The following is a 17,617-nucleotide window of genomic DNA, read 5'->3' on the forward strand; positions in this document are numbered from 1 at the left end:
CGGCGAGTTGCGTGCCGCCTGATTGCCTTGCAGCGGAATAACAATAATGACACTAGCAACGGCTGATTGGGTGGTCCTCGCCGGCTACCTGTGTGTGGTGCTGGGTATCGGCTTCTACTTTTCCCGCCGTAACACCAACACCGAAGAATATTTTGTGGGCGGTCGCCGCTTCCGTGGCTGGGTGATCGGCCTGTCTCTGGTGGGCACGTCCATCAGCTCCATCACGTTCCTGGCCTACCCCGCCGACGCCTTCAAGACCGACTGGCTTCGTTATCTCCCCAACCTGGCCCTGCTACCCGCCATGCTGGTGGCCGCTTTCGTGTTCCTGCCGTTTTTCCGGCGCGGCAATATGACCAGCGCCTACGAATTTCTCGAACAACGCTACGGCCCGTCCATTCGTGTGTATGGCGCCGTGGCCTTTCTGGTGGCACAGCTGGTGCGCCTGGCCATGATTCTGTGGCTGCTGTCGCTGCTGATCCAGCAGGTCACCGACCTGTCCCCCGCCACCGCCATTGTGCTGGGCGGCCTCTTTGTCGGGCTGTACACCGTGATCGGCGGCATCGATGCGGTGATCTGGACCGACGTGCTGCAAACCGTGATTCTGCTGCTCGGCGGCATCATCTGCCTGTGGGTGATACTGGATGCACTGCCCGGCGGCCTGAACCAGGTCTTCGAGCAGGCCGGCAATGCCGGCAAGTTTGCGCTGGCGCCGTGGGAAAACGGCGCCCCGGGTGACACCTCCTGGTCGTTCTCCCTGAGTGAAAAAACCGCCACCATGATGTTGCTGATCGGGCTGACCAACTGGCTCACCGAATACTCCAGCAACCAGAACACCGTGCAGCGTTATTGCGCCTCTCAATCGACGCTGGAAGCGCGACGCGGGCTCTGGGTCTACCTGTTCACGGCACTGCCAATCTGGGCGTTTTATATGTTGTTGGGCACCGCGCTCTGGGTGTTCTTTCAGGCATACCCGGACCCGCATGCCAGCGCCATTCTGGCCGGCGATGCCCGGGCGGAAACCCTGATGCCGCATTTCATTACCGGTTACCTGCCCGCCGGCGTGGCCGGGCTGGTGATCGCCGCAGCCCTGGCGGCAGCCATGAGCTCTCTGGATTCCAGCATCAATTCGATAACCACGGTCAGCGTGGTGGACCTGTACCGCCGCCACCTACGCCCCGGCCGCGATGATCGTCACTATCTGAAGGTGGCCTGGACTATTGCCATTGCGGTCACCGGGCTAATGATTCTCGGCGCGCTGTGGCTGAACCAGGCGGACACGAAAACGCTGCAGGACACCTCCACCATTCTGGTCTCCCTGCTCGGTGGCGGCATGTTGGGGTTGTATCTACTGGGGTTCTTCAGCAAGAGAGGGAATGCGCGGGCCGCCTGGTGTGGCATCGGCTGCACACTGGTGTTCACTGGCTGGACCATTCTGACCAATAACCAGCTGCTGCCGGAGGCGCTGAGCGCCCCCTTCGACCTGTATTACACCGGCCTGATCGGCAACGTATTGATGTTCCTGGTGGGCTACCTGGTGGCGCTGTTCTGGCCCGCCGCCTCGGTGGCGCCGTCAGCATCTTTGCCCGCTTCCGAAGGCTGAACCGGAGGCTGCGGCGCGGGCATGGCCCGCGCCCGCAGCAGCCGGTCCCGCAATAACCAACCTGCCGCCCAGCACACCAGCCAGGGATCGATCAGGTAATCCCAGAGATTATCACTGGTCAGCCAGCCGGCACCGAAGGCGCACTGAGCCGCCACCAGAATCAGGCAGGAGGCATAGGCCCGGGTGACCCACGCCAGCAGACCGATCAACAACAGGGCGGTGCTGAAGACGAAATCGCCAAAACCCAACGCGTACGGATCCGCATAACTGGAGCCCATGCTCATCGGGTAGAACCACAACGCCATCAATACCAGCATCAGGCAGGCCGTGCGCAATTCCCGCACTGGCAGCCAGTAATGCCCGGCAATACGGTGCTGAATCGCCAGCACCGCCAACAGGCCGGAAGAGATACTAAAACCTGCCAGATAACTCAGCACCCAGGCCCCCGGCCCCCACGGGTAGGGCAACAGGGACCAGACAAAAACCAGACCGGCCAACACCACACGCCCGCGCAAGGACAGCAGGTTGGCGCTGATACGCAACTGCACCGCCACCAGCACCAGTGCACAAATCACCAGATCAAGTGACATTATCGAGCTCCCTGTTCTGGTTGTTGTTGCGCCGCGCGCCCCTCCACGGCATCCGCTTTCAGCCAGGCATGGCGGATCGCCGTCTTGTTCCAGGTGTAGAGCAGGTGCAGGTCCCCGTTGCGGGTACGCACCATGTACGGGTAATCGTACTGAAACTCACATCCTCGGTGGGGCTGGCACTTGTTGGCTTTTACCCGCTCCAGGAACAGGCGCTGATCTTCGGGGATCGCTTTGCCAACAAATTCATCATCAATCAGGTCGGCAAACGCATCCGGTTTCAATGCGTTACCCCGCCACTGCTCGCGATTATGGAAAAACCAGCGATCTTCCCAATGCTGCCCCGCATCACGGGTTTCACGAATACACAGGTCATCGCGCTCTTCACGATTGCAGTTGGTCGCCACCAGCCAGTGCCCCGGGCCCATGGCCACACCGCCCACGGCTGAGCTGGGGTTGTCCACCGGCGCATATTCCAGCGGAGACCAGCGCCAGCCCCCATCGCTGCTGGAAGACTGATACAGGTAGCCGTTGTTCGGTTCATTCTCATTGCGCAGGAAAGAGACCGCATGGTTGCTGTCGTCCACCAACACCAGCGGCTGAATGGCCTTGCGCCCATGGCCGATGCGGGCCTTGCCGAGGATACGGTTATCCTGGTCCAGGCGCAGAATCTCACCAAACTTGCCGATCATTTCGTGATACACAGGCAAGCCGATGGAGCCATCGCTGTAATGAATTGGCGGGGTCTTGACCAGCGTGCTGATATTCAGGAACGGGGTCGCCACCAATGCCGTATCGAAGTCCCAGTTGGCGCCCAGGTCTGATGATTCCATCACCACCAGACGGCTGGCCGCCCAACCACCGAAACTGACTGCCACCACAAACAACCGCATGTGGCCATCATCATCCAGCACCGGTACCGCATTGCCGAGTTTGCGGATGTGGCGCCCCCAGCCCCGGGAAATCTGTTCGCGGGTGACAGACACCGTCTCGTCGGACCAGGCACCAGACTCGGGATCAAAGATCGCGGAGTTAATGGACACATCCGCCGCCCCTTCACGGGTGCCGGCAAACCAGAAGGCGCGCAAGCGGCCGTCGGGCAGTTCCACCATGGAAGCCGCATGCACCATGCTGGTATCCGCATCGGACGCAAACCGGGTTTGCCACTGGGAAGCAGAAGGCACCGGTGCGGGATCTGCCGCCAGCAACTGCGGGGCCGGCTGCCAGAGTCGAGCCGGGGTGGCCGCAAAATAGCCCGCCACCAGGGCGGCACCGACCAAAAGATGAAACGCTCGTTTAAGCATAGGGAATCGTCACAACAGAAATATGCAAATGCTTGTTATTGAGTACTCAATCAGCGCAAAACGCGCCGGGCGACAGTCTAGCAGCCGTTCACAAAATTGCCTGCCGTTAATACATATTTGCCGCACCGACTGTCAGTTAGCGCGGAGAAACCACAGGGCAAAGCGGTCAAAATGTGTTCAGCCCTATAATGATAATGTCATAATGACGTCGCGTTATATGCCCAAATCAATTCCAAGAATAGCGAACAAGGACTCTTCGCCCCCTATGGACAGGCTTCGACCTTTTTGCCTTAGTTGGCTTCTGCTTGCACTTTCTGCATTGTTCTCTGCCTTTTCCCCGGCATGGTCTGCACCGGCATCCAGCAATGAGGACCCCGACTGGACCCTGGTCAGTGACCGCAATGACATTCAGGTGTACATGAAACACCGGGATGAATCCCGCTTGAAAACGTTTCGCGGCATCACCCGTTTTACCCTGAACGACGAATACTCTCTGGTCGCCCTGCTCAACGATTATCCTTCGTTCCCCAAGTGGCTTCACTTTGTCGACAGCGCAGAAGAGTTCGGCCGCACCAGCCCCCTGGACCGACAGCTGCGCTTTACCACCCAGCTGCCCTGGCCGCTGGCCGACCGGGAAGCGGTGCTGCGTGCCAAAGTGACGCAGATCCTGAACACCGAGCAGGAATCGGTGATGATTACGCTGATTAACCAGCCCGATGCCTTGCCCCCCAACAATAACTACATCCGCTTCCCGGAAATGACCGGGCTGCTGGGTTTTACCCGACTGGGTAACCACGAAGTGGAAATGACCTATGAGCTGATTCTGGATCCCGGCGGCTACATCCCCGCCTGGATTGCCAATATTCTGCTCCGCGATGCCCCTTACTTCACGCTTGAACGCCTTCGCCGCATCGTCAACAAGCCGGAATACCAGAACCATTATTACGACTATATTGATCTGCATGGCCCTGGTCGGCCGGCCGACGCCAGCCCGCAGGCCGCTCCCGGCCCGTAAAGGCGCATCATCAAAACGTAACAAAGTGCTTATCTGTCTGTCATTTTCGGCCAGCCCTCCGCTACCATAGGCCCTCGTCTGCGCATAATCCGGAGAGCGGCACGTGATGGTAAGGCTGTTTTTCTTTCTTTATAGCTGGCTGATCTTTGTGCCACTGATGGTGGCCACCACTGTGCTTGCGGGGCTGATCTGCTTGCTGTTAATTCCCTTTCTGCCGGCGGAGAAAGTCTCCAAGCTCAGCGCCATTCCCTGGGCAAAGCTCTGCCTGTTATACAGCGGCGTGCGGGTCGAGGTGCATGGACGCCATCATCTATTGCCAGGCCAGAGCTACGTGATCGTCGCCAACCATCTCAGCCAGTTCGACATTTTTGTCCTGTATGGCTACCTGGGCGTGGATTTTCGCTGGGTGATGAAACACGAGCTGCGCAAAATCCCGGTTATTGGCATCTGCTGTGAAAAACTCGGCCATGTTTTCATCAACCGCGACAACACCGAAGCGGCCATTGCATCGCTCAATGAGGCACGGGCACGGCTGGCCAACGGCGCCAGCGTGTTGTTCTTTCCTGAAGGCACCCGCAGTCGCGACGGGCAATTGAAACCCTTCAAGAAAGGCGCGTTCAAGATGGCCCAGGACCTGCACATACCGGTATTGCCGGTCACCCTGTCCGGGACCTTCGATATTTTGCCCGCCGGCACCCTGCGTCTTCACCCCGGCGCCACCGCCCGCCTTATCCTGCATCCCCCACTCACGGTGACCGGCCACAGTGACACTGAACTGCAAACCCTGGTCCGCCAGAGCCGGGCTGCGATTGCCACTCCACTAAGCGACAGCTGCCCCCAGCCATCGCTCTGACAGACCGCAGCGACAGCCCGCCGTGTCGCCAATGCCACGATGCCAGCACCTTGTCTGACAAGATTGGCCCATTCTGCAGTGACAAAGTGTCTACACTCGGTCGCCAACTTGAGTTAAAAGTTCAAAGTTGATTGTGCGGGCAGAGTCAGTACCCACCGAACGGATCCACGGCCGCAAAAAGCCGCGACGGCTTGCTACCTGACATGGCAATGCAGGCCCTGACAACCTCTCTCGCGCCTTTAAACTTTGAACTTTCAACTTGCCACTCGCTTATACATGCCCTCTCCTGCGGGAGCGGATACAGGAGTCATCATGAAGAATTTCAAAGATAAAGTTGCCGTTATCACTGGTGCCGGCTCCGGTATTGGCCGGGCACTGGCCATGGAACTGGCCGCTTCTGGCGCAAAACTGGCTATCTCGGATATTAACGAAGCGGGCCTGAAAGAAACCGCCAACAACCTGAATCTCGGCGAAGATCGCCTGATGACCAAGATATTGGACGTGGCCGACCGCCAGGCGTTCTACGATTTCGCCGATGATGTGGTCAACCATTTTGGCCAGGCCAACATGATCTTCAACAACGCCGGTGTGGCACTGGGCGCCACCGTGGAAGACATGAACTACGACGACTTCGAGTGGTTGATGAACATCAACTTCTGGGGCGTGGTTTACGGCACCAAGGCGTTCCTGCCCTACCTGAAGCAAGCCGGTGAAGGGCATATCATCAACGTATCTTCTATCTTTGGTCTGGTGGGCATTCCCACCCAGTCAGCCTACAACGCAGCCAAATTCGCGGTGCGTGGCTTCACAGAATCCTTGCGTATTGAGCTTGAAATGGAAGGTAGCCCGGTCTCCTGCACCTCCATTCATCCAGGCGGCATCAAGACCAATATTGCCAAGGCCGCGCGCATGAGCGATGGCGTTGAGCGAATCACCGGTGCCAGCAAGGAACAATCCATCCAGGATTTCGAGAAGATGTTCCGCACCACCCCGGAAGAAGCTGCCAGCACCATTCTCAAGGGTGTCCGCGGTAACAAGCGCCGGGTGCTGATCGGTTCTGATGCTGTCGCCGTCGACACCATGCAGCGCCTGCTGCCGACCAGCTACCAGAAGCTGATCGCCATGGGCCAGAAATACATGAGCAAGAAGTAACCGCCAGGGAATCACGCTTTTCCCTTGCCAGAAAAAGCCTTTGATGGTGCCATGGCTTCTCACTCACAGGAGTAGCCATGACATCCTCAGAGGTTCCTTTCTCCCAGGCGGCCGAAAACAACAAAGGCCCCATCCTTCAGGTTTTGCAACAACACTGCCAGGCCCCCGGCACCTTGCTGGAAATCGGCGCCGGCACCGGGCAACACGCCGCCTGGCTGTCCGCACAGCTGCCCCACCTGCAATGGCAACCCTCTGACGTACCCGACAATCTGCCCGCCATTCGCCATTGGTTGAGCCAAACGCCGAACCCGGCCAGGCCGCCCCTGGCGCTGGATGTCACCGGCGAGTGGCCCGCAGGCCCGTTTGATTATCTGTTCACTGCCAATACCTTTCATATCATGGCGCAGCCGCTGGTCGCCCGCTGCATCGCCGAAGGCTGCCTGCGCCTCAACGAAGGAGGCCGATTCATGGTCTACGGCCCCTTCAACTACGACGGGCAGTTCACCAGTGATTCAAACCGGCAGTTTAACGGCTGGCTGAAAGCCGCCGATCCGCAGCGGGGCATCCGCGACAAGGAATGGATCGAACAGGAGTTTGCCCGCCACGGCCGGCAATGCCTGGCAGACCATGAAATGCCGGCCAATAACCGGGTGCTGGTGTTTGGATAAGAAACGACGGTTTCAGGCTCGGGCGCGGCGAACCCCGCGCATTCTCGGCTTCAGGTAAATCACGCCGAATATCATGGTCATCAAGGCATCACGCCAGTGAAACAGGCCTTTGCCCCGCAGCCACAGGGCAAAGCCCAGGCATTCCAGCGCATGCAGAATCGCCACCACCGAACCGGCAATAATGAGCAAGCGGTCAAAGGGAGCGGGTAAATCCATGAAAATGGCTAACAGTACCCCCACCCAAAACACTACAATAACGCCGCGAAGCAAGCCCATAACAAACATCCTCTGACAGCGCTGGCTATTTTTTCTACACTGTGATGTTTGGAGACGCCTTCAAGGCCCTGCCAGACAGGAACACAAGGCGACTGCACTCACAAAATCTCTCGCATTCAGACTGAGCGAATACATGCAAAAAGACAAGGCAAGCTCCTGGAGCCTGGAGCAATTTCAGGTCCCGGAAAAGGAAGGCGAGAGCCGCTTTCACGATTTCGACCTGCACCTGGACCTGATGCACGGTATCGCTGATTCCGGTTTTCAGTACTGCACTCCCATTCAGGCTGAAGTACTGACCCACACCCTTGCTGGCGCCGACGCCATCGGCCGGGCCCAGACCGGCACCGGGAAAACCGCCGCCTTTCTGATCACCGTGATCAACGACCTGCTCAAGCACCCTATCGACGTGCAACGCTTTGCCGGTGAACCCCGAGCCCTGATCGTGGCTCCCACCCGGGAACTGGCCATGCAGATTGAAAAAGACGCCAAGGTTCTGGCCAAGCACACCGACCTGCAGGTAATGAGCGTGGTCGGCGGCATGAACTTCAATCGTCAGCAGGAACGCCTGCAAAACAAGCTGATTGATATTCTGGTCGCGACCCCCGGACGGTTGCTCGACTTCGCCAAACGCCGCGACCTGTGGCTCGACCGGGTAGAATTCCTGGTGCTGGACGAAGCCGATCGCATGCTGGACATGGGCTTTATCCCCGATGTGAAACGCATTGTCGGCATGACCCCGAAAAGCCAGTACCGCCAGACCCAACTTTTCTCGGCCACCTTCAACGACGATGTGATGAACCTGTCCCGTCGCTGGACCCAGGACGCGGAAGTAGTGGAGATCGAGCCCACCCAGGTCACCACCGATACCGTGGAACAGAAGGTCTACATCACCAATACCGACGACAAGTTCAAGCTGCTCTATAACCTGATCACCGGCATGAACATGGACAAGGTCATCGTGTTTGCCAACCGCCGGGATATTACCCGCCGGGTCAGCGACCGGCTGCACAAGAAAGGGCTGAAAGTCTCCCTGATTTCCGGCGACGTGCCGCAGACCCAGCGGAGCAAAACTCTGGAACGCTTCCGTGCCGGTGATCTGCAGGTACTGATCGCCACCGACGTGGCAGGCCGTGGCATCCACATCGACGGCGTCTCCCATGTGGTGAACTACAATCTGCCGGAAGACCCGGAAGATTACGTACACCGCATCGGCCGCACCGGCCGCGCCGGCGCCAGCGGCATGTCAATCAGCTTCGCCTGTGAAGACGACGCCTTCCTGCTGCCGGAACTGGAAAACGCCATCGGCATGAAGCTGGAATGCGAATACCCGCCCGCCGATCTGCTGGCCGAGAAAGAAACGGCTGCCCCAATGAAAGCGCCGGGCCACGACACCACGCAAAACGCAGAAAAGAAGGACTGACCATGGCAACGCGAATCAGCCCTACGGACGGAAAAACCCTGTTTGATCAGGGTGATACTCTGTTTGTCGATATCCGCGACCCTGCCAGCTTTGCCGCCGGACACCTGCAAGGTGCCGTGCATTTAAGTCAGGCCAACGTGGATCAGTTTCTGGCCAACACCGCACCTGATCATGCCCTGGTAGTGTATTGCTACCACGGCAACAGTAGTCAAAGCGCATCAGACTGGCTCGCAGAGCAAGGGTTCAGCAATGTCGTCAGCCTGGATGGCGGCTACGAGGTGTTTCGCCAGCAATTCCCGGAATGCCTGGAAGAAATGGCTTAAGCCTCGCGGGAAGCAACACGCAGCAGGCTACACGCCAAACCGGAAGGCACAGGGCGGAGATCACTCACTACACTCTCCGCCCGTTTCGCCCAAGCTCACTGGCTTCTTACTCTCTACAGCGTTCAGCGTGTTGCGTGAAGCGCCCCTAAAAACGATAGCCCACGCCGACCATGTAGACCCAAGGGTCAATTTCCACATCGATTTTATCCACCCGAGCGTCGTTCACATACAGCCGCGCTTCGGTATCGATATCGATATTCCAGACACTAGCATTGAGCAGCCAGTTTTCATTGATGAGGAAATCCGCCCCCACTTCCCAGGCAAAGCCCACGGAATTGCTCAACTTCACATCCACATCAGCGCCGCCCAGCAAAGGGCTCACTACTGCATCATCAATGCTGTCATCGAAAAACAGCGTGTAGTTCACCCCGGCTCCAAGATACCCGCGTACCGGACCCAACTGGGGAGCATAAAACTGCGCCAGCAACGTCGGTGGCAAATGGCTGGTTTCGCCAATCACCACCCCGCTGCCCCCGGTATCCAGAATAATGTCATGGGTGAACGGCGTTGCCCCGACCAATTCAACACCGATGCTGTCTGTCACCATATAAGCGAACGTCAGCCCCAACTGGGTATCATCGTCCACATCGACCTCTAGCCCGCCAACCACTGGCAATGCCGAATCGAAAGCATCACTGCTCACATCAGGAGCAACCTTGATGCCCCCCATGCGTACGATGAAATCGCCGGATTGATGAGCCATGACAGGCCCGGCCAACAAGACGGTGGACAACATCAACACACTTTTTCCCTGTCCGCGCAGTTTCATACCCTTCCCCTTATTCATTCAAAAACCCGGAGTGAATCCCCTGATGGGCCAACACGGCACCATTGAACGCCACATTCGGATACCAAGCATTGCGCTGCATCAATAAAAAATCAGGCGTCCGCCAAATGCTGTCGCGGTTCAAACTTGATACCAGGCCTCGCAGGCCTGCCCCCACACTGACTGCCAGACTGGATGTCCAGACATATTGGCGCCCCGCTCGATTCAGAATAGGCGCCCCTACCTGTGCAACCTTGTGCATACTGACCAAACCGCATAAATTTTGACCAACGGTACAAAACATACCGCACGCCGATGCCGATCCACTCTGGTAGCAAACCGTACCCGGCATACACACCACCGCACTGCGTCTGTAACGTTTGCACTAGCGCCCCCGGCAGCAGTCTTCCCGGTTACATACAGCGTGGTGCGAATGCCGCAAGATAGCTTTCGGAGCCGTGTGCTCTACCGCGAAGCGGGGGTCTGCGTTCCATCGCCAGGCCCGGGATCTTCAATATCCAGAACCGAATAACAACGAGGTTGTATCACCATGTCCTCCAACACACTGGTCAGCGCCCTGCGCGATGCTCACAAGGCACATCTGAGCCAACAGCTTCAGGACCCGGAACACTGGCAGGGCCTCATGGCTCAAGCGAGCAACCTGCTCACTGACATTCCGCTCGGCAACCTGGTGGATCAAGACAGTCTTGTACAGGTCGTTGATCAGTGGCTGCAGGAAGCGCTCAGTGCCCGCGGATTGCAGGACGTCATCAACGACGTGAGCCTTGCCGTGTGGGACGCTGCTGAGCAGGATGACGCCACCATCGGTGAGCTGCTCCGCGAAGAACACTTCGAGGCCATTCTCGAACAGGTACTGAAGCTGCAAAGCCTGCGGGAAAAAGCTATCCACGCAGCCATGAACCATCCACTGGTCAGCGAAATGGTCAGTGAAATGCTCTATACCGGCATCAAGAATTTCCTGCTGGAAGAAAATGCGCTGGCGAAACTGCCCGGTGTTAGCAGCATGATGAAGATGGGCCGCAAGAGTGTGGTCGGCAAAGCCATGGGCGGCATGGAAGAATCCATTCGCACCTACCTGCAAAAGAATATTCGCGTCACCCTGAAAACCGGTGAGCAATGGCTGAACAAGCAATTAACCAACGAGCGAATTCAGCAACTGGCCCGCGATGGCTACCACCGCGTCGCCCCGCTTAAACCGGCAAATTACATGAAGATGGTGCCCGACGGCGCTGTGACGGAAGTGGTGGCGCAAAGTTGCGCGATTACCGATGAAAGTGCCCGTCTGGCCTACACCCGCCGTCTGGTCAGCGTGGGCATCCAGGCAGCCGTGGCATCGCTGATGGAGAAACCACTGAAAAGCGTCCTCGAGGGCATGCAGATCAGTGAAGAACGGATCCGCGAGATCGCTACACCGGCACTGGCCCGGGGCGCCAGTGTTCTGGTTGAACAAGGCGTACTGGAACCCTTTATCGAGTGGGTGCTGGACGATTTCTATCAGTCTGAGGCGTGCAGGAACATAATTAATAATGAATAGTTAACAATTAATAACTGACCCCAACCAGGTCATCTGGTTTTAAAAAAAGAGGCCGCACCCAAACAGGGCGCGGCCTCTTACATTTCAGGCTAAAGCTGAAGTGGCTCGCGAAGTTATTAATTGTAAATTCAGAGAAACGACTCTGCGTATTCCGCCAACTTGGACCTGGGCACCCCGTTCAGCTGCACCGAGCCACCATGCTCGAACCGTTTGAAGCGCTCGGTCATGTAAGTCAGCCCGGAACTGGTGGGCGACAGGTAAGGCGTGTCGATTTGTGCCAGGTTACCCAGGCACACCACCTTGGAACCTTCGCCTGCCCGGGTAATGATCGCCTTCATCTGATGGGGGGTCAGGTTCTGGCTCTCATCGATCAGGATCAGGGATTTCTGGAAACTGCGCCCTCGGATGTAATTCATCGCCTTGAACTGGATATTGGCGCGTTCTTTCACATACTGGATGCTCCCGGACGGATTCTCATCGTTCAGATGTAGCGCCTCGATATTGTCATTGATGGCCCCCAGCCACGGGTCCATTTTTTCCTCTTCCGTGCCGGGCAGAAAGCCATGATCTTCCGCCAGTGGTGGCGTGGAGCGGGTGGCAATAATCTTGTTGAAGCTCTTTTGCTCCACGGTCATTTCGATGGCCGCCGCCAGCGCCAGAATGGTTTTTCCTGACCCGGCCGCCCCGGTCAGCGTGACAATGTGCACATCCGGGTCCAGTAACATCTGCAGGGCAATAGCCTGCTGAATGTTCATCGGTTTCAGGCCCCAGGCTTCCTGCTCCATCAGGCTGTCCGCCTTGTAATGCCGAAGCGTCACCACCCCGTTTTCCACTGTCATAACCCGGCCGACAAACCCCTGTTCGTCAACGATATACTGATTGGGATAGACCTCTTCACCCAGAATTTCACTGACCAGCAAACCGTGGGACAAATGGTGCAGGGTGTCCACGCCCACCTGTTCCGTTTCCACCTGGGTGACCTGGTCCCAGAACGATCCGGGCACTTCAAAGTAACCCCGGGTCAGCTGCTTGATGTCTGACACCAATTGGTCGTTGTGGTAATCCTCCGACTCGATACCGCAAGCCCGCGCCTTGAGGCGCATATTGATGTCCTTGGTCACCAGAATATAGCGGCTATCCGGGAACTGCTCTTTCATGGCAAACACATCGTTGATGATGCGATTGTCATTCAGGTCACTGGGCAGCGGCGCAAAGGTCTTGTTCTGTTCCGCCATCAACACTGTCAAGGTGCCCTGGGGGGCATTATCTCCACCACGGGGAATGGGGATTCCTTCTTCCACCTGCTGCGGTGTCGCACTGCCCAGCACCTTGTCGATCTGTCGAATCGCGGCACGGCAATCCGCCGCCGTGTGTGATTTTCCACTCTTGAGCTTGTCCAGTTCCTCCAGCACCGTCATGGGAATCACGACCCGATGTTCCTCGAAATTCAGTAACGAGTTGGGATCGTGAATCAGCACATTGGTATCGATAACGTAGGTTTTTTTCTGGTCTTCTTCGAAGGTCGAACTGTCGTTCTGACTGGCGCTTGCGTGGTTGACGGAAAGGGTGTGGAGTCTGGCCGCGCGCTCTTCCATGCGTATCCCCTATACAGGTTAGACGGTACGGTTGCTTCGTTTTGGCGGCTGAGGCTTGACGTCAGATCTGGGACTGCGAGAGTGACGCCTGCGCCTGCCGCCACGGTTTAAGCCCTTTGGCGGTTCAGTTGCATTAAGCTTTTTCAGCTTTTGATCGCGATCACTCCCACAAAGGCGGGATTGGAATTACCATAACCCAGCTTTTCACAAACGATCAATAGTCCATTGCTCAATCTTTTGCCTCTCCTTGCGTTCACTGCGTGCAACGCGGTCCGGTGCAGTGTTGACCTGGCCGACATCGGCCCGGTATTTCCCGTGATAAAAACAGCCTGAGGCAGATACAATCACACCTTGGCCCCGCATACCGGCAAACAAACACCACAGAAGGAAATCCCATGTCGCTCAAACATCCCCAGGTCATGATGCCGCCGCCAGCCCTCTTTCTGGGCGGGCTGCTGATGGGATATGGGCTGGACCGTGCGCTGTCCCTTCCAGCGGTACACTTCACCGGCCAGCAATGGGTCACACTGGTGCTCGCGCTTATCGGGATCGGGCTTGCCGCCAGTGCGGTGATTCAGCTGCGCCGGGCCCACACCACACTGATGCCCCACCGGGCAGCCAATGCCCTGCTCACCGGCGGCGTGTTTTCGCTCAGCCGTAATCCCATCTACCTGGGCTTTGCCTGTCTGCATCTGGCCATGGCACTGGCTCAACACAGCACCGGCATGCTGGTGATGTGGGTGCCTGTCATCTGGGTTATCCAGCAACATGTGATCGCGGCGGAAGAAACGTTTCATGCCCAACAGTTTGGCGAGCAGTGGCAGGCATACAGGAAGAAGGTGCGGCGCTGGCTGTAAGCGCCTTATCGGCCTCACCGCGCATCGGACGCCATGGCAATTCAGATTTGAGCCATTCCACCGGGCCCAGCTTGCCATGCTGCAAACGCATATGACGCGAACCAAAATGGCCGGGCACCAAGGTGCTTGGACGCGTATCCAGAGGTAACCAGCCAAGACGACGATAGAGCTCGGCCACCAGCTCGGAACAGAACCAGCCACGCTGGTCTGGCCGGCGGGTAAACCCGGTCAGCACATCCAGCGCATTACAGAACACATAATTTTTATAGGGGCGATGCAGCAGTCGGCGCGCCATGCGGGCCACCATGCGCTGCTGGCGCTCCGACAGATTGGGCCCGTGCCGTCGACGTACCGCCACCGCCCCCGGGTAATCCCGGATTTTTCTGTGTAACGGAACCAGCGCCACACCGGCAATCGGGTGGCCGAGGGTCACATCCGGGGATTCACTGAGAGTAGTGGATTCCAGCACCAGCGGTTCCGGCTGACCAGGCAGGTGAAGCACCATGCCTATATGACTCCAGGGGCTGCGGGTAAATACCCGAATCACATCGCTGGTAAACCCCCGACCGGAAAACAGCAACAGATCACCGGTGCGCAATGTATCAACAGAATCGTGAGGCTGAATGTCTGGCTTGGCCACAGTCGCCCTTCCGTTGTGATGACATCCGGACGAAGCACTCCGCCCGTCATGCGATGAAACCCTTGCTCTTCACGCTAGAAACCCGTCATGACACTCTGCTGACAACACGATCACACTTTGGTGAAAGGGAAGAGATAGCCACAAACGTGAAGCTACAAGTGGCAACGCGGAGAATCCCGTTAGCCCCGGACCGTGCTGCCGCCTGAATCGCCCGCCGCTTCTATCGTCACATTTCTGTTATCCATTGCCGTTAAGGTGAGCGTCACCGTGGACGAAAGTGACCTATGGAAGAAAAGCTCTACCTGCTGCAACGCCACCTGCCGGAACTGCTGGAACTGGATGCATTGATCCGCCACGGGGAACGGCATTTACGCGTGACCACCGTGCATCAGGTGCCCATGGGTCAAATCTCCTTGCCAATTCATGTGATTGAGCTGGGCAGCCAATCGCCCAACGCACCGGTGATAGGTTTTTTCGGTGGCGTACACGGTGTGGAACGGATTGGCAGTCAGGTGTTGATGTCCTGGCTGCATAGCCTGATCCATCGCCTGCAATGGGATGACCAGCTTCACCGGCGCCTGGAAAAGGTACGCCTGGTTTTCATGCCCATGATCAATCCAGGCGGGATCTGGCGGCGCACCCGCAGCAACCCCAACGGGGTGGATCTGATGCGCAACGCCCCGATTGACGCCATGGGCAAGGCCCCCTTTCTGGTCGGCGGCCATCGCATCAGCCGGCATTTGCCCTGGTATCGGGGGAAAAGGGGTGAACCCATGGAGCCCGAGGCCCAGGCGGTAATCCGCACCGTGCGAGAAAAATTGTTTTCCTCACCATTCTCCATGAGCCTCGATTGTCACAGCGGCTTTGGCCGTCGGGACCGGGTCTGGTGTTGCTACGCGCGAAGCCACCGGCCGATCCCGCATATTGCCGAGGTATACCGGCTCAAACAGGTCTTCGAGCAAACCTACCCGAATCACCACCCCTACCTGATCGAGCCGCAGTCGATTAACTACACCACCCACGGAGATCTCTGGGATTACCTGTACGACGACGCCCAGGAACAGCAGCCGGATCACACCTTTCTGCCCTTCACCCTGGAAATGGGGTCCTGGCTCTGGGTGCGCAAGAACCCGCGCCAGATGCTGGATTTCTTCGGTTACTTCAACCCGATGATTAGCCACCGCCATCACCGGGTTCTGCGCCAGCATCTGCCCTTCTTCGAGTTCCTCACCGCCATGGCCAGCAACGCCGGTAACTGGTTGCCAACCCCGAAAGAGAAGCAACGCCTCACCCGCCAGGCCATTGAACACTGGTTCCGCCGCAGCGATACCTGATTTTCGCATCGTAACGGCCAGGTTGGCCCCACCCTTGCATTGACCCGGGCATACGCGGTGCCCAAGATTGGAGCACTTTGCGATTGGCCTAACCCATACAGGAAACACTTATGAAACGCCTTGCTTCTGCCTGCGTCATTCTGCTGGCCGGCTGCCAGCATCTCAGCTATCAGGCACCGGAGGGGGATAACACCGCCAGCGTCACCTTTACCGGTAACAATAATGCCGCCCAACCCTTGGTGTGCGTGCCCGGCAAGGGCTTTAAACCCACCGAATATGCTCTGGCCCAAAACCCGCTGGGCGGCGAAGCGCTCAATGATTTACTGGAGTCGCTGAAAAAGAGCCCGGAAGTCACCACCACCGTGGCTGCAGAACCTGCAACCCGCATCGGGGTGAGCTACGACCAGCGCCAAACCGATAAGAGCCGTGACCGTTGCCGCGTCGCGCTACAATTTAATCCGGTGGCCGGTCAGCACTATCAAGCCAGCTTCCACTATGAAAACGACCAGTGCGGGCTGTCACTGACCGAACAGGACGGGAAGCGCGTGGATGCGGTTCTCATCGACTGGCAATGCCCATAAATATCGCACCAATGCGGTGCGGCGCACTAATTTCGCCCACCGCATTCTTCTTTCTCACTTTATTACCGTTCTTTTATCACCACTCATAACCACCAACTCACTGTTTTATATAAATAAAAAATAGTTGGCACACTCTCTGCAACACTCTTATCGAGCCGATATGGCGGTGCGTCACTAACGCACACTGAACAAATTAGACTTGTTAAGAGGGTTGCACATGAAAAACGTATTGGGTCTGAAGAAAACCATCATTGCCTCTGCTATTGCCGCAGCCAGCGTGGTGGCCCCGTCTATCGCCATTGCTGAAGTTGGCGGGAGTCTGGGTATTTCCAACATGTACTTCTGGCGTGGTCAGGACATCTCTGCTGGTGGTGCACAAGTGTTTGGTAGCCTGGACTACGCACACTCATCCGGCTTGTACGCCGGCGTATGGGGCAGCTCTGAAACCGACACCACCGAATACGATCTTTATGCTGGCTACGGTAAAGAATTCGGCGATTTCAGTTTCGACATCTCCTACATCGACTACAACTACCCGAACGATACCGACAGCGACCTGGAAGAAGTCATTCTGGGTCTGGGTTTTGCCGGCCTGAGCGCTACCGGTTACTTCGGTGTGGGTGAAGTGGGTCACGGTGCCGATGCCGCCGACAACGAAAGCAACTACTTCACTCTGGGCTACAGCTACGACAAGTACGGCATTCTGGTCGGTACCTGGGACAACGAAGCTGAAGATTCCAACTACACCCACGTTGACCTGAGCTACGCCCTGACCGACGAGCTGAGCTTCACCGTGTCCAAAATCGTTTCCGCTGACGACTGTGCGATTGGGACAGGCGTCTATACCGCCACGGGCACCTGCATGGGCGACAGCGACGAAGTACCGGACGACACCCTGTTCGTTGTGTCCTACGCCTTCGCGATCTAAACACTGCAAAAAAACGGGCGACTCCGGTCGCCCACTGTTTACGCCGCAGGGCTCTCCCTGGTCCTCGCAAGCACGCAAGCAACCCTGCGGCGCTTTTTCCTTT

18 protein-coding genes are annotated in these 17,617 nt (G+C 57.5%); 12 read left to right on the forward strand and 6 right to left on the reverse strand.

Annotated features, from left to right (window positions below):
• Positions 1 to 46: 46 nt before the first annotated feature.
• A complete protein-coding gene (locus ADG881_RS05670) occupies positions 47 to 1,600 on the forward strand; it encodes a sodium:solute symporter (RefSeq protein WP_039926299.1) in 1,554 nt (517 codons plus the stop codon).
• Here the strand turns inward: ADG881_RS05670 and ADG881_RS05675 are convergent.
• Both ADG881_RS05675 and ADG881_RS05680 read right to left on the reverse strand, forming a co-directional pair.
• Entirely contained in the window at positions 1,528 to 2,190 is a 663-nt protein-coding gene (locus tag ADG881_RS05675) for a hypothetical protein (RefSeq protein WP_039926302.1), read from the reverse strand. The two genes, ADG881_RS05670 and ADG881_RS05675, sit on opposite strands and share 73 nt — an antisense overlap.
• Positions 2,190 to 3,491 carry an exo-alpha-sialidase gene (locus ADG881_RS05680; RefSeq protein WP_156790348.1) on the reverse strand — a complete coding sequence of 434 codons (1,302 nt, stop codon included), beginning with the start codon at positions 3,489 to 3,491 and terminating at the stop codon, positions 2,190 to 2,192. Before ADG881_RS05680 ends, ADG881_RS05675 begins: the two co-directional genes overlap by 1 nt.
• A gap of 265 nt (positions 3,492 to 3,756) precedes the next feature.
• On the opposite strand from ADG881_RS05680, the gene ADG881_RS05685 reads away from it, so the two are divergent.
• The 4 genes from ADG881_RS05685 (at position 3,757) to ADG881_RS05700 (ending at position 7,179) form a co-directional block, all read left to right on the forward strand.
• Positions 3,757 to 4,506, forward strand: coding sequence for an START domain-containing protein (locus tag ADG881_RS05685; RefSeq protein WP_050760124.1), 750 nt, complete (start codon positions 3,757 to 3,759; stop codon positions 4,504 to 4,506).
• 106 nt (positions 4,507 to 4,612) lie between these two features.
• Positions 4,613 to 5,359, forward strand: coding sequence for a lysophospholipid acyltransferase family protein (locus ADG881_RS05690; protein ID WP_007149916.1), 747 nt, complete (start codon positions 4,613 to 4,615; stop codon positions 5,357 to 5,359).
• Between the two features lie 312 nt (positions 5,360 to 5,671).
• Positions 5,672 to 6,511, forward strand: coding sequence for an SDR family oxidoreductase (locus ADG881_RS05695; protein ID WP_007149516.1), 840 nt, complete (start codon positions 5,672 to 5,674; stop codon positions 6,509 to 6,511).
• Positions 6,512 to 6,588: 77 nt separating this feature from the next.
• Positions 6,589 to 7,179: a DUF938 domain-containing protein gene (locus ADG881_RS05700; RefSeq protein ID WP_007151024.1), complete on the forward strand. Its 591-nt coding sequence runs from the start codon at positions 6,589 to 6,591 to the stop codon at positions 7,177 to 7,179.
• 12 nt (positions 7,180 to 7,191) lie between these two features.
• Here ADG881_RS05700 and ADG881_RS05705 read toward each other — a convergent pair whose 3' ends face one another.
• Positions 7,192 to 7,455, reverse strand: a complete 264-nt coding sequence (locus ADG881_RS05705) for a DUF1145 domain-containing protein (protein WP_039926305.1) — start codon at positions 7,453 to 7,455, stop codon at positions 7,192 to 7,194.
• A gap of 133 nt (positions 7,456 to 7,588) precedes the next feature.
• On the opposite strand from ADG881_RS05705, the gene rhlB reads away from it, so the two are divergent.
• Positions 7,589 to 8,875 carry an ATP-dependent RNA helicase RhlB gene (gene rhlB, locus ADG881_RS05710; protein ID WP_007151607.1) on the forward strand — a complete coding sequence of 429 codons (1,287 nt, stop codon included), beginning with the start codon at positions 7,589 to 7,591 and terminating at the stop codon, positions 8,873 to 8,875.
• A 2-nt stretch (positions 8,876 to 8,877) separates the two neighbouring features.
• Positions 8,878 to 9,198: a thiosulfate sulfurtransferase GlpE gene (gene glpE, locus ADG881_RS05715; protein ID WP_007150169.1), complete on the forward strand. Its 321-nt coding sequence runs from the start codon at positions 8,878 to 8,880 to the stop codon at positions 9,196 to 9,198.
• A 145-nt stretch (positions 9,199 to 9,343) separates the two neighbouring features.
• On the opposite strand, the gene ADG881_RS05720 is transcribed toward glpE, so the two are convergent.
• The gene (locus tag ADG881_RS05720) at positions 9,344 to 10,027 is read right to left on the reverse strand and encodes an OmpW family protein (RefSeq protein WP_007150249.1); all 684 of its coding nucleotides are present in this window, start codon (positions 10,025 to 10,027) and stop codon (positions 9,344 to 9,346) included.
• A gap of 547 nt (positions 10,028 to 10,574) precedes the next feature.
• Here ADG881_RS05720 and ADG881_RS05725 point away from each other — a divergent pair.
• Entirely contained in the window at positions 10,575 to 11,579 is a 1,005-nt protein-coding gene (locus ADG881_RS05725) for a hypothetical protein (RefSeq protein ID WP_007149691.1), read from the forward strand.
• A 128-nt stretch (positions 11,580 to 11,707) separates the two neighbouring features.
• Here the strand turns inward: ADG881_RS05725 and ADG881_RS05730 are convergent, their stop codons facing one another.
• The gene (locus ADG881_RS05730) at positions 11,708 to 13,174 is read right to left on the reverse strand and encodes a PhoH family protein (protein ID WP_007151315.1); all 1,467 of its coding nucleotides are present in this window, start codon (positions 13,172 to 13,174) and stop codon (positions 11,708 to 11,710) included.
• 395 nt (positions 13,175 to 13,569) lie between these two features.
• Here ADG881_RS05730 and ADG881_RS05735 point away from each other — a divergent pair, with 395 nt between their 5' ends.
• Positions 13,570 to 14,031: an isoprenylcysteine carboxylmethyltransferase family protein gene (locus ADG881_RS05735; protein ID WP_039926307.1), complete on the forward strand. Its 462-nt coding sequence runs from the start codon at positions 13,570 to 13,572 to the stop codon at positions 14,029 to 14,031.
• On the opposite strand, the gene ADG881_RS05740 is transcribed toward ADG881_RS05735, so the two are convergent.
• On the reverse strand, positions 13,931 to 14,671 hold the full coding sequence (locus ADG881_RS05740) for a YiiX/YebB-like N1pC/P60 family cysteine hydrolase (protein WP_007150174.1): 741 nt from the start codon (positions 14,669 to 14,671) through the stop codon (positions 13,931 to 13,933). The two genes, ADG881_RS05735 and ADG881_RS05740, sit on opposite strands and share 101 nt — an antisense overlap.
• Positions 14,672 to 14,955: 284 nt before the next feature.
• Between ADG881_RS05740 and ADG881_RS05745 the strand changes: the two genes are divergently transcribed.
• The 3 genes from ADG881_RS05745 to ADG881_RS05755 all read left to right on the forward strand — a co-directional run bounded on the left by ADG881_RS05745 (position 14,956) and on the right by ADG881_RS05755 (position 17,514).
• A complete protein-coding gene (locus ADG881_RS05745) occupies positions 14,956 to 16,005 on the forward strand; it encodes a M14 family zinc carboxypeptidase (RefSeq protein WP_007151169.1) in 1,050 nt (349 codons plus the stop codon).
• A gap of 110 nt (positions 16,006 to 16,115) precedes the next feature.
• Complete coding sequence (locus tag ADG881_RS05750; protein WP_007149245.1) at positions 16,116 to 16,586, forward strand: hypothetical protein; 471 nt, start codon at positions 16,116 to 16,118, stop codon at positions 16,584 to 16,586.
• 217 nt (positions 16,587 to 16,803) lie between these two features.
• Positions 16,804 to 17,514, forward strand: coding sequence for a TorF family putative porin (locus ADG881_RS05755; RefSeq protein WP_007149341.1), 711 nt, complete (start codon positions 16,804 to 16,806; stop codon positions 17,512 to 17,514).
• Positions 17,515 to 17,617: the final 103 nt, after the last annotated feature.

The organism is Alcanivorax sp. DG881 (assembly GCF_000155615.1).
Taxonomy (GTDB): domain Bacteria; phylum Pseudomonadota; class Gammaproteobacteria; order Pseudomonadales; family Alcanivoracaceae; genus Alcanivorax.

Coding starts and splice junctions, on each gene's coding strand:
- ADG881_RS05670 (WP_039926299.1), top strand. CDS start 47: ATGACACTAGCAACGGCTGATTGGGTGGTCCTCGCCGGCTACCTGTGT.
- ADG881_RS05675 (WP_039926302.1), bottom strand. CDS start 2,190: ATGTCACTTGATCTGGTGATTTGTGCACTGGTGCTGGTGGCGGTGCAG.
- ADG881_RS05680 (WP_156790348.1), bottom strand. CDS start 3,491: ATGCTTAAACGAGCGTTTCATCTTTTGGTCGGTGCCGCCCTGGTGGCG.
- ADG881_RS05685 (WP_050760124.1), top strand. CDS start 3,757: ATGGACAGGCTTCGACCTTTTTGCCTTAGTTGGCTTCTGCTTGCACTT.
- ADG881_RS05690 (WP_007149916.1), top strand. CDS start 4,613: ATGGTAAGGCTGTTTTTCTTTCTTTATAGCTGGCTGATCTTTGTGCCA.
- ADG881_RS05695 (WP_007149516.1), top strand. CDS start 5,672: ATGAAGAATTTCAAAGATAAAGTTGCCGTTATCACTGGTGCCGGCTCC.
- ADG881_RS05700 (WP_007151024.1), top strand. CDS start 6,589: ATGACATCCTCAGAGGTTCCTTTCTCCCAGGCGGCCGAAAACAACAAA.
- ADG881_RS05705 (WP_039926305.1), bottom strand. CDS start 7,455: ATGGGCTTGCTTCGCGGCGTTATTGTAGTGTTTTGGGTGGGGGTACTG.
- rhlB (WP_007151607.1), top strand. CDS start 7,589: ATGCAAAAAGACAAGGCAAGCTCCTGGAGCCTGGAGCAATTTCAGGTC.
- glpE (WP_007150169.1), top strand. CDS start 8,878: ATGGCAACGCGAATCAGCCCTACGGACGGAAAAACCCTGTTTGATCAG.
- ADG881_RS05720 (WP_007150249.1), bottom strand. CDS start 10,027: ATGAAACTGCGCGGACAGGGAAAAAGTGTGTTGATGTTGTCCACCGTC.
- ADG881_RS05725 (WP_007149691.1), top strand. CDS start 10,575: ATGTCCTCCAACACACTGGTCAGCGCCCTGCGCGATGCTCACAAGGCA.
- ADG881_RS05730 (WP_007151315.1), bottom strand. CDS start 13,174: ATGGAAGAGCGCGCGGCCAGACTCCACACCCTTTCCGTCAACCACGCA.
- ADG881_RS05735 (WP_039926307.1), top strand. CDS start 13,570: ATGTCGCTCAAACATCCCCAGGTCATGATGCCGCCGCCAGCCCTCTTT.
- ADG881_RS05745 (WP_007151169.1), top strand. CDS start 14,956: ATGGAAGAAAAGCTCTACCTGCTGCAACGCCACCTGCCGGAACTGCTG.
- ADG881_RS05750 (WP_007149245.1), top strand. CDS start 16,116: ATGAAACGCCTTGCTTCTGCCTGCGTCATTCTGCTGGCCGGCTGCCAG.
- ADG881_RS05755 (WP_007149341.1), top strand. CDS start 16,804: ATGAAAAACGTATTGGGTCTGAAGAAAACCATCATTGCCTCTGCTATT.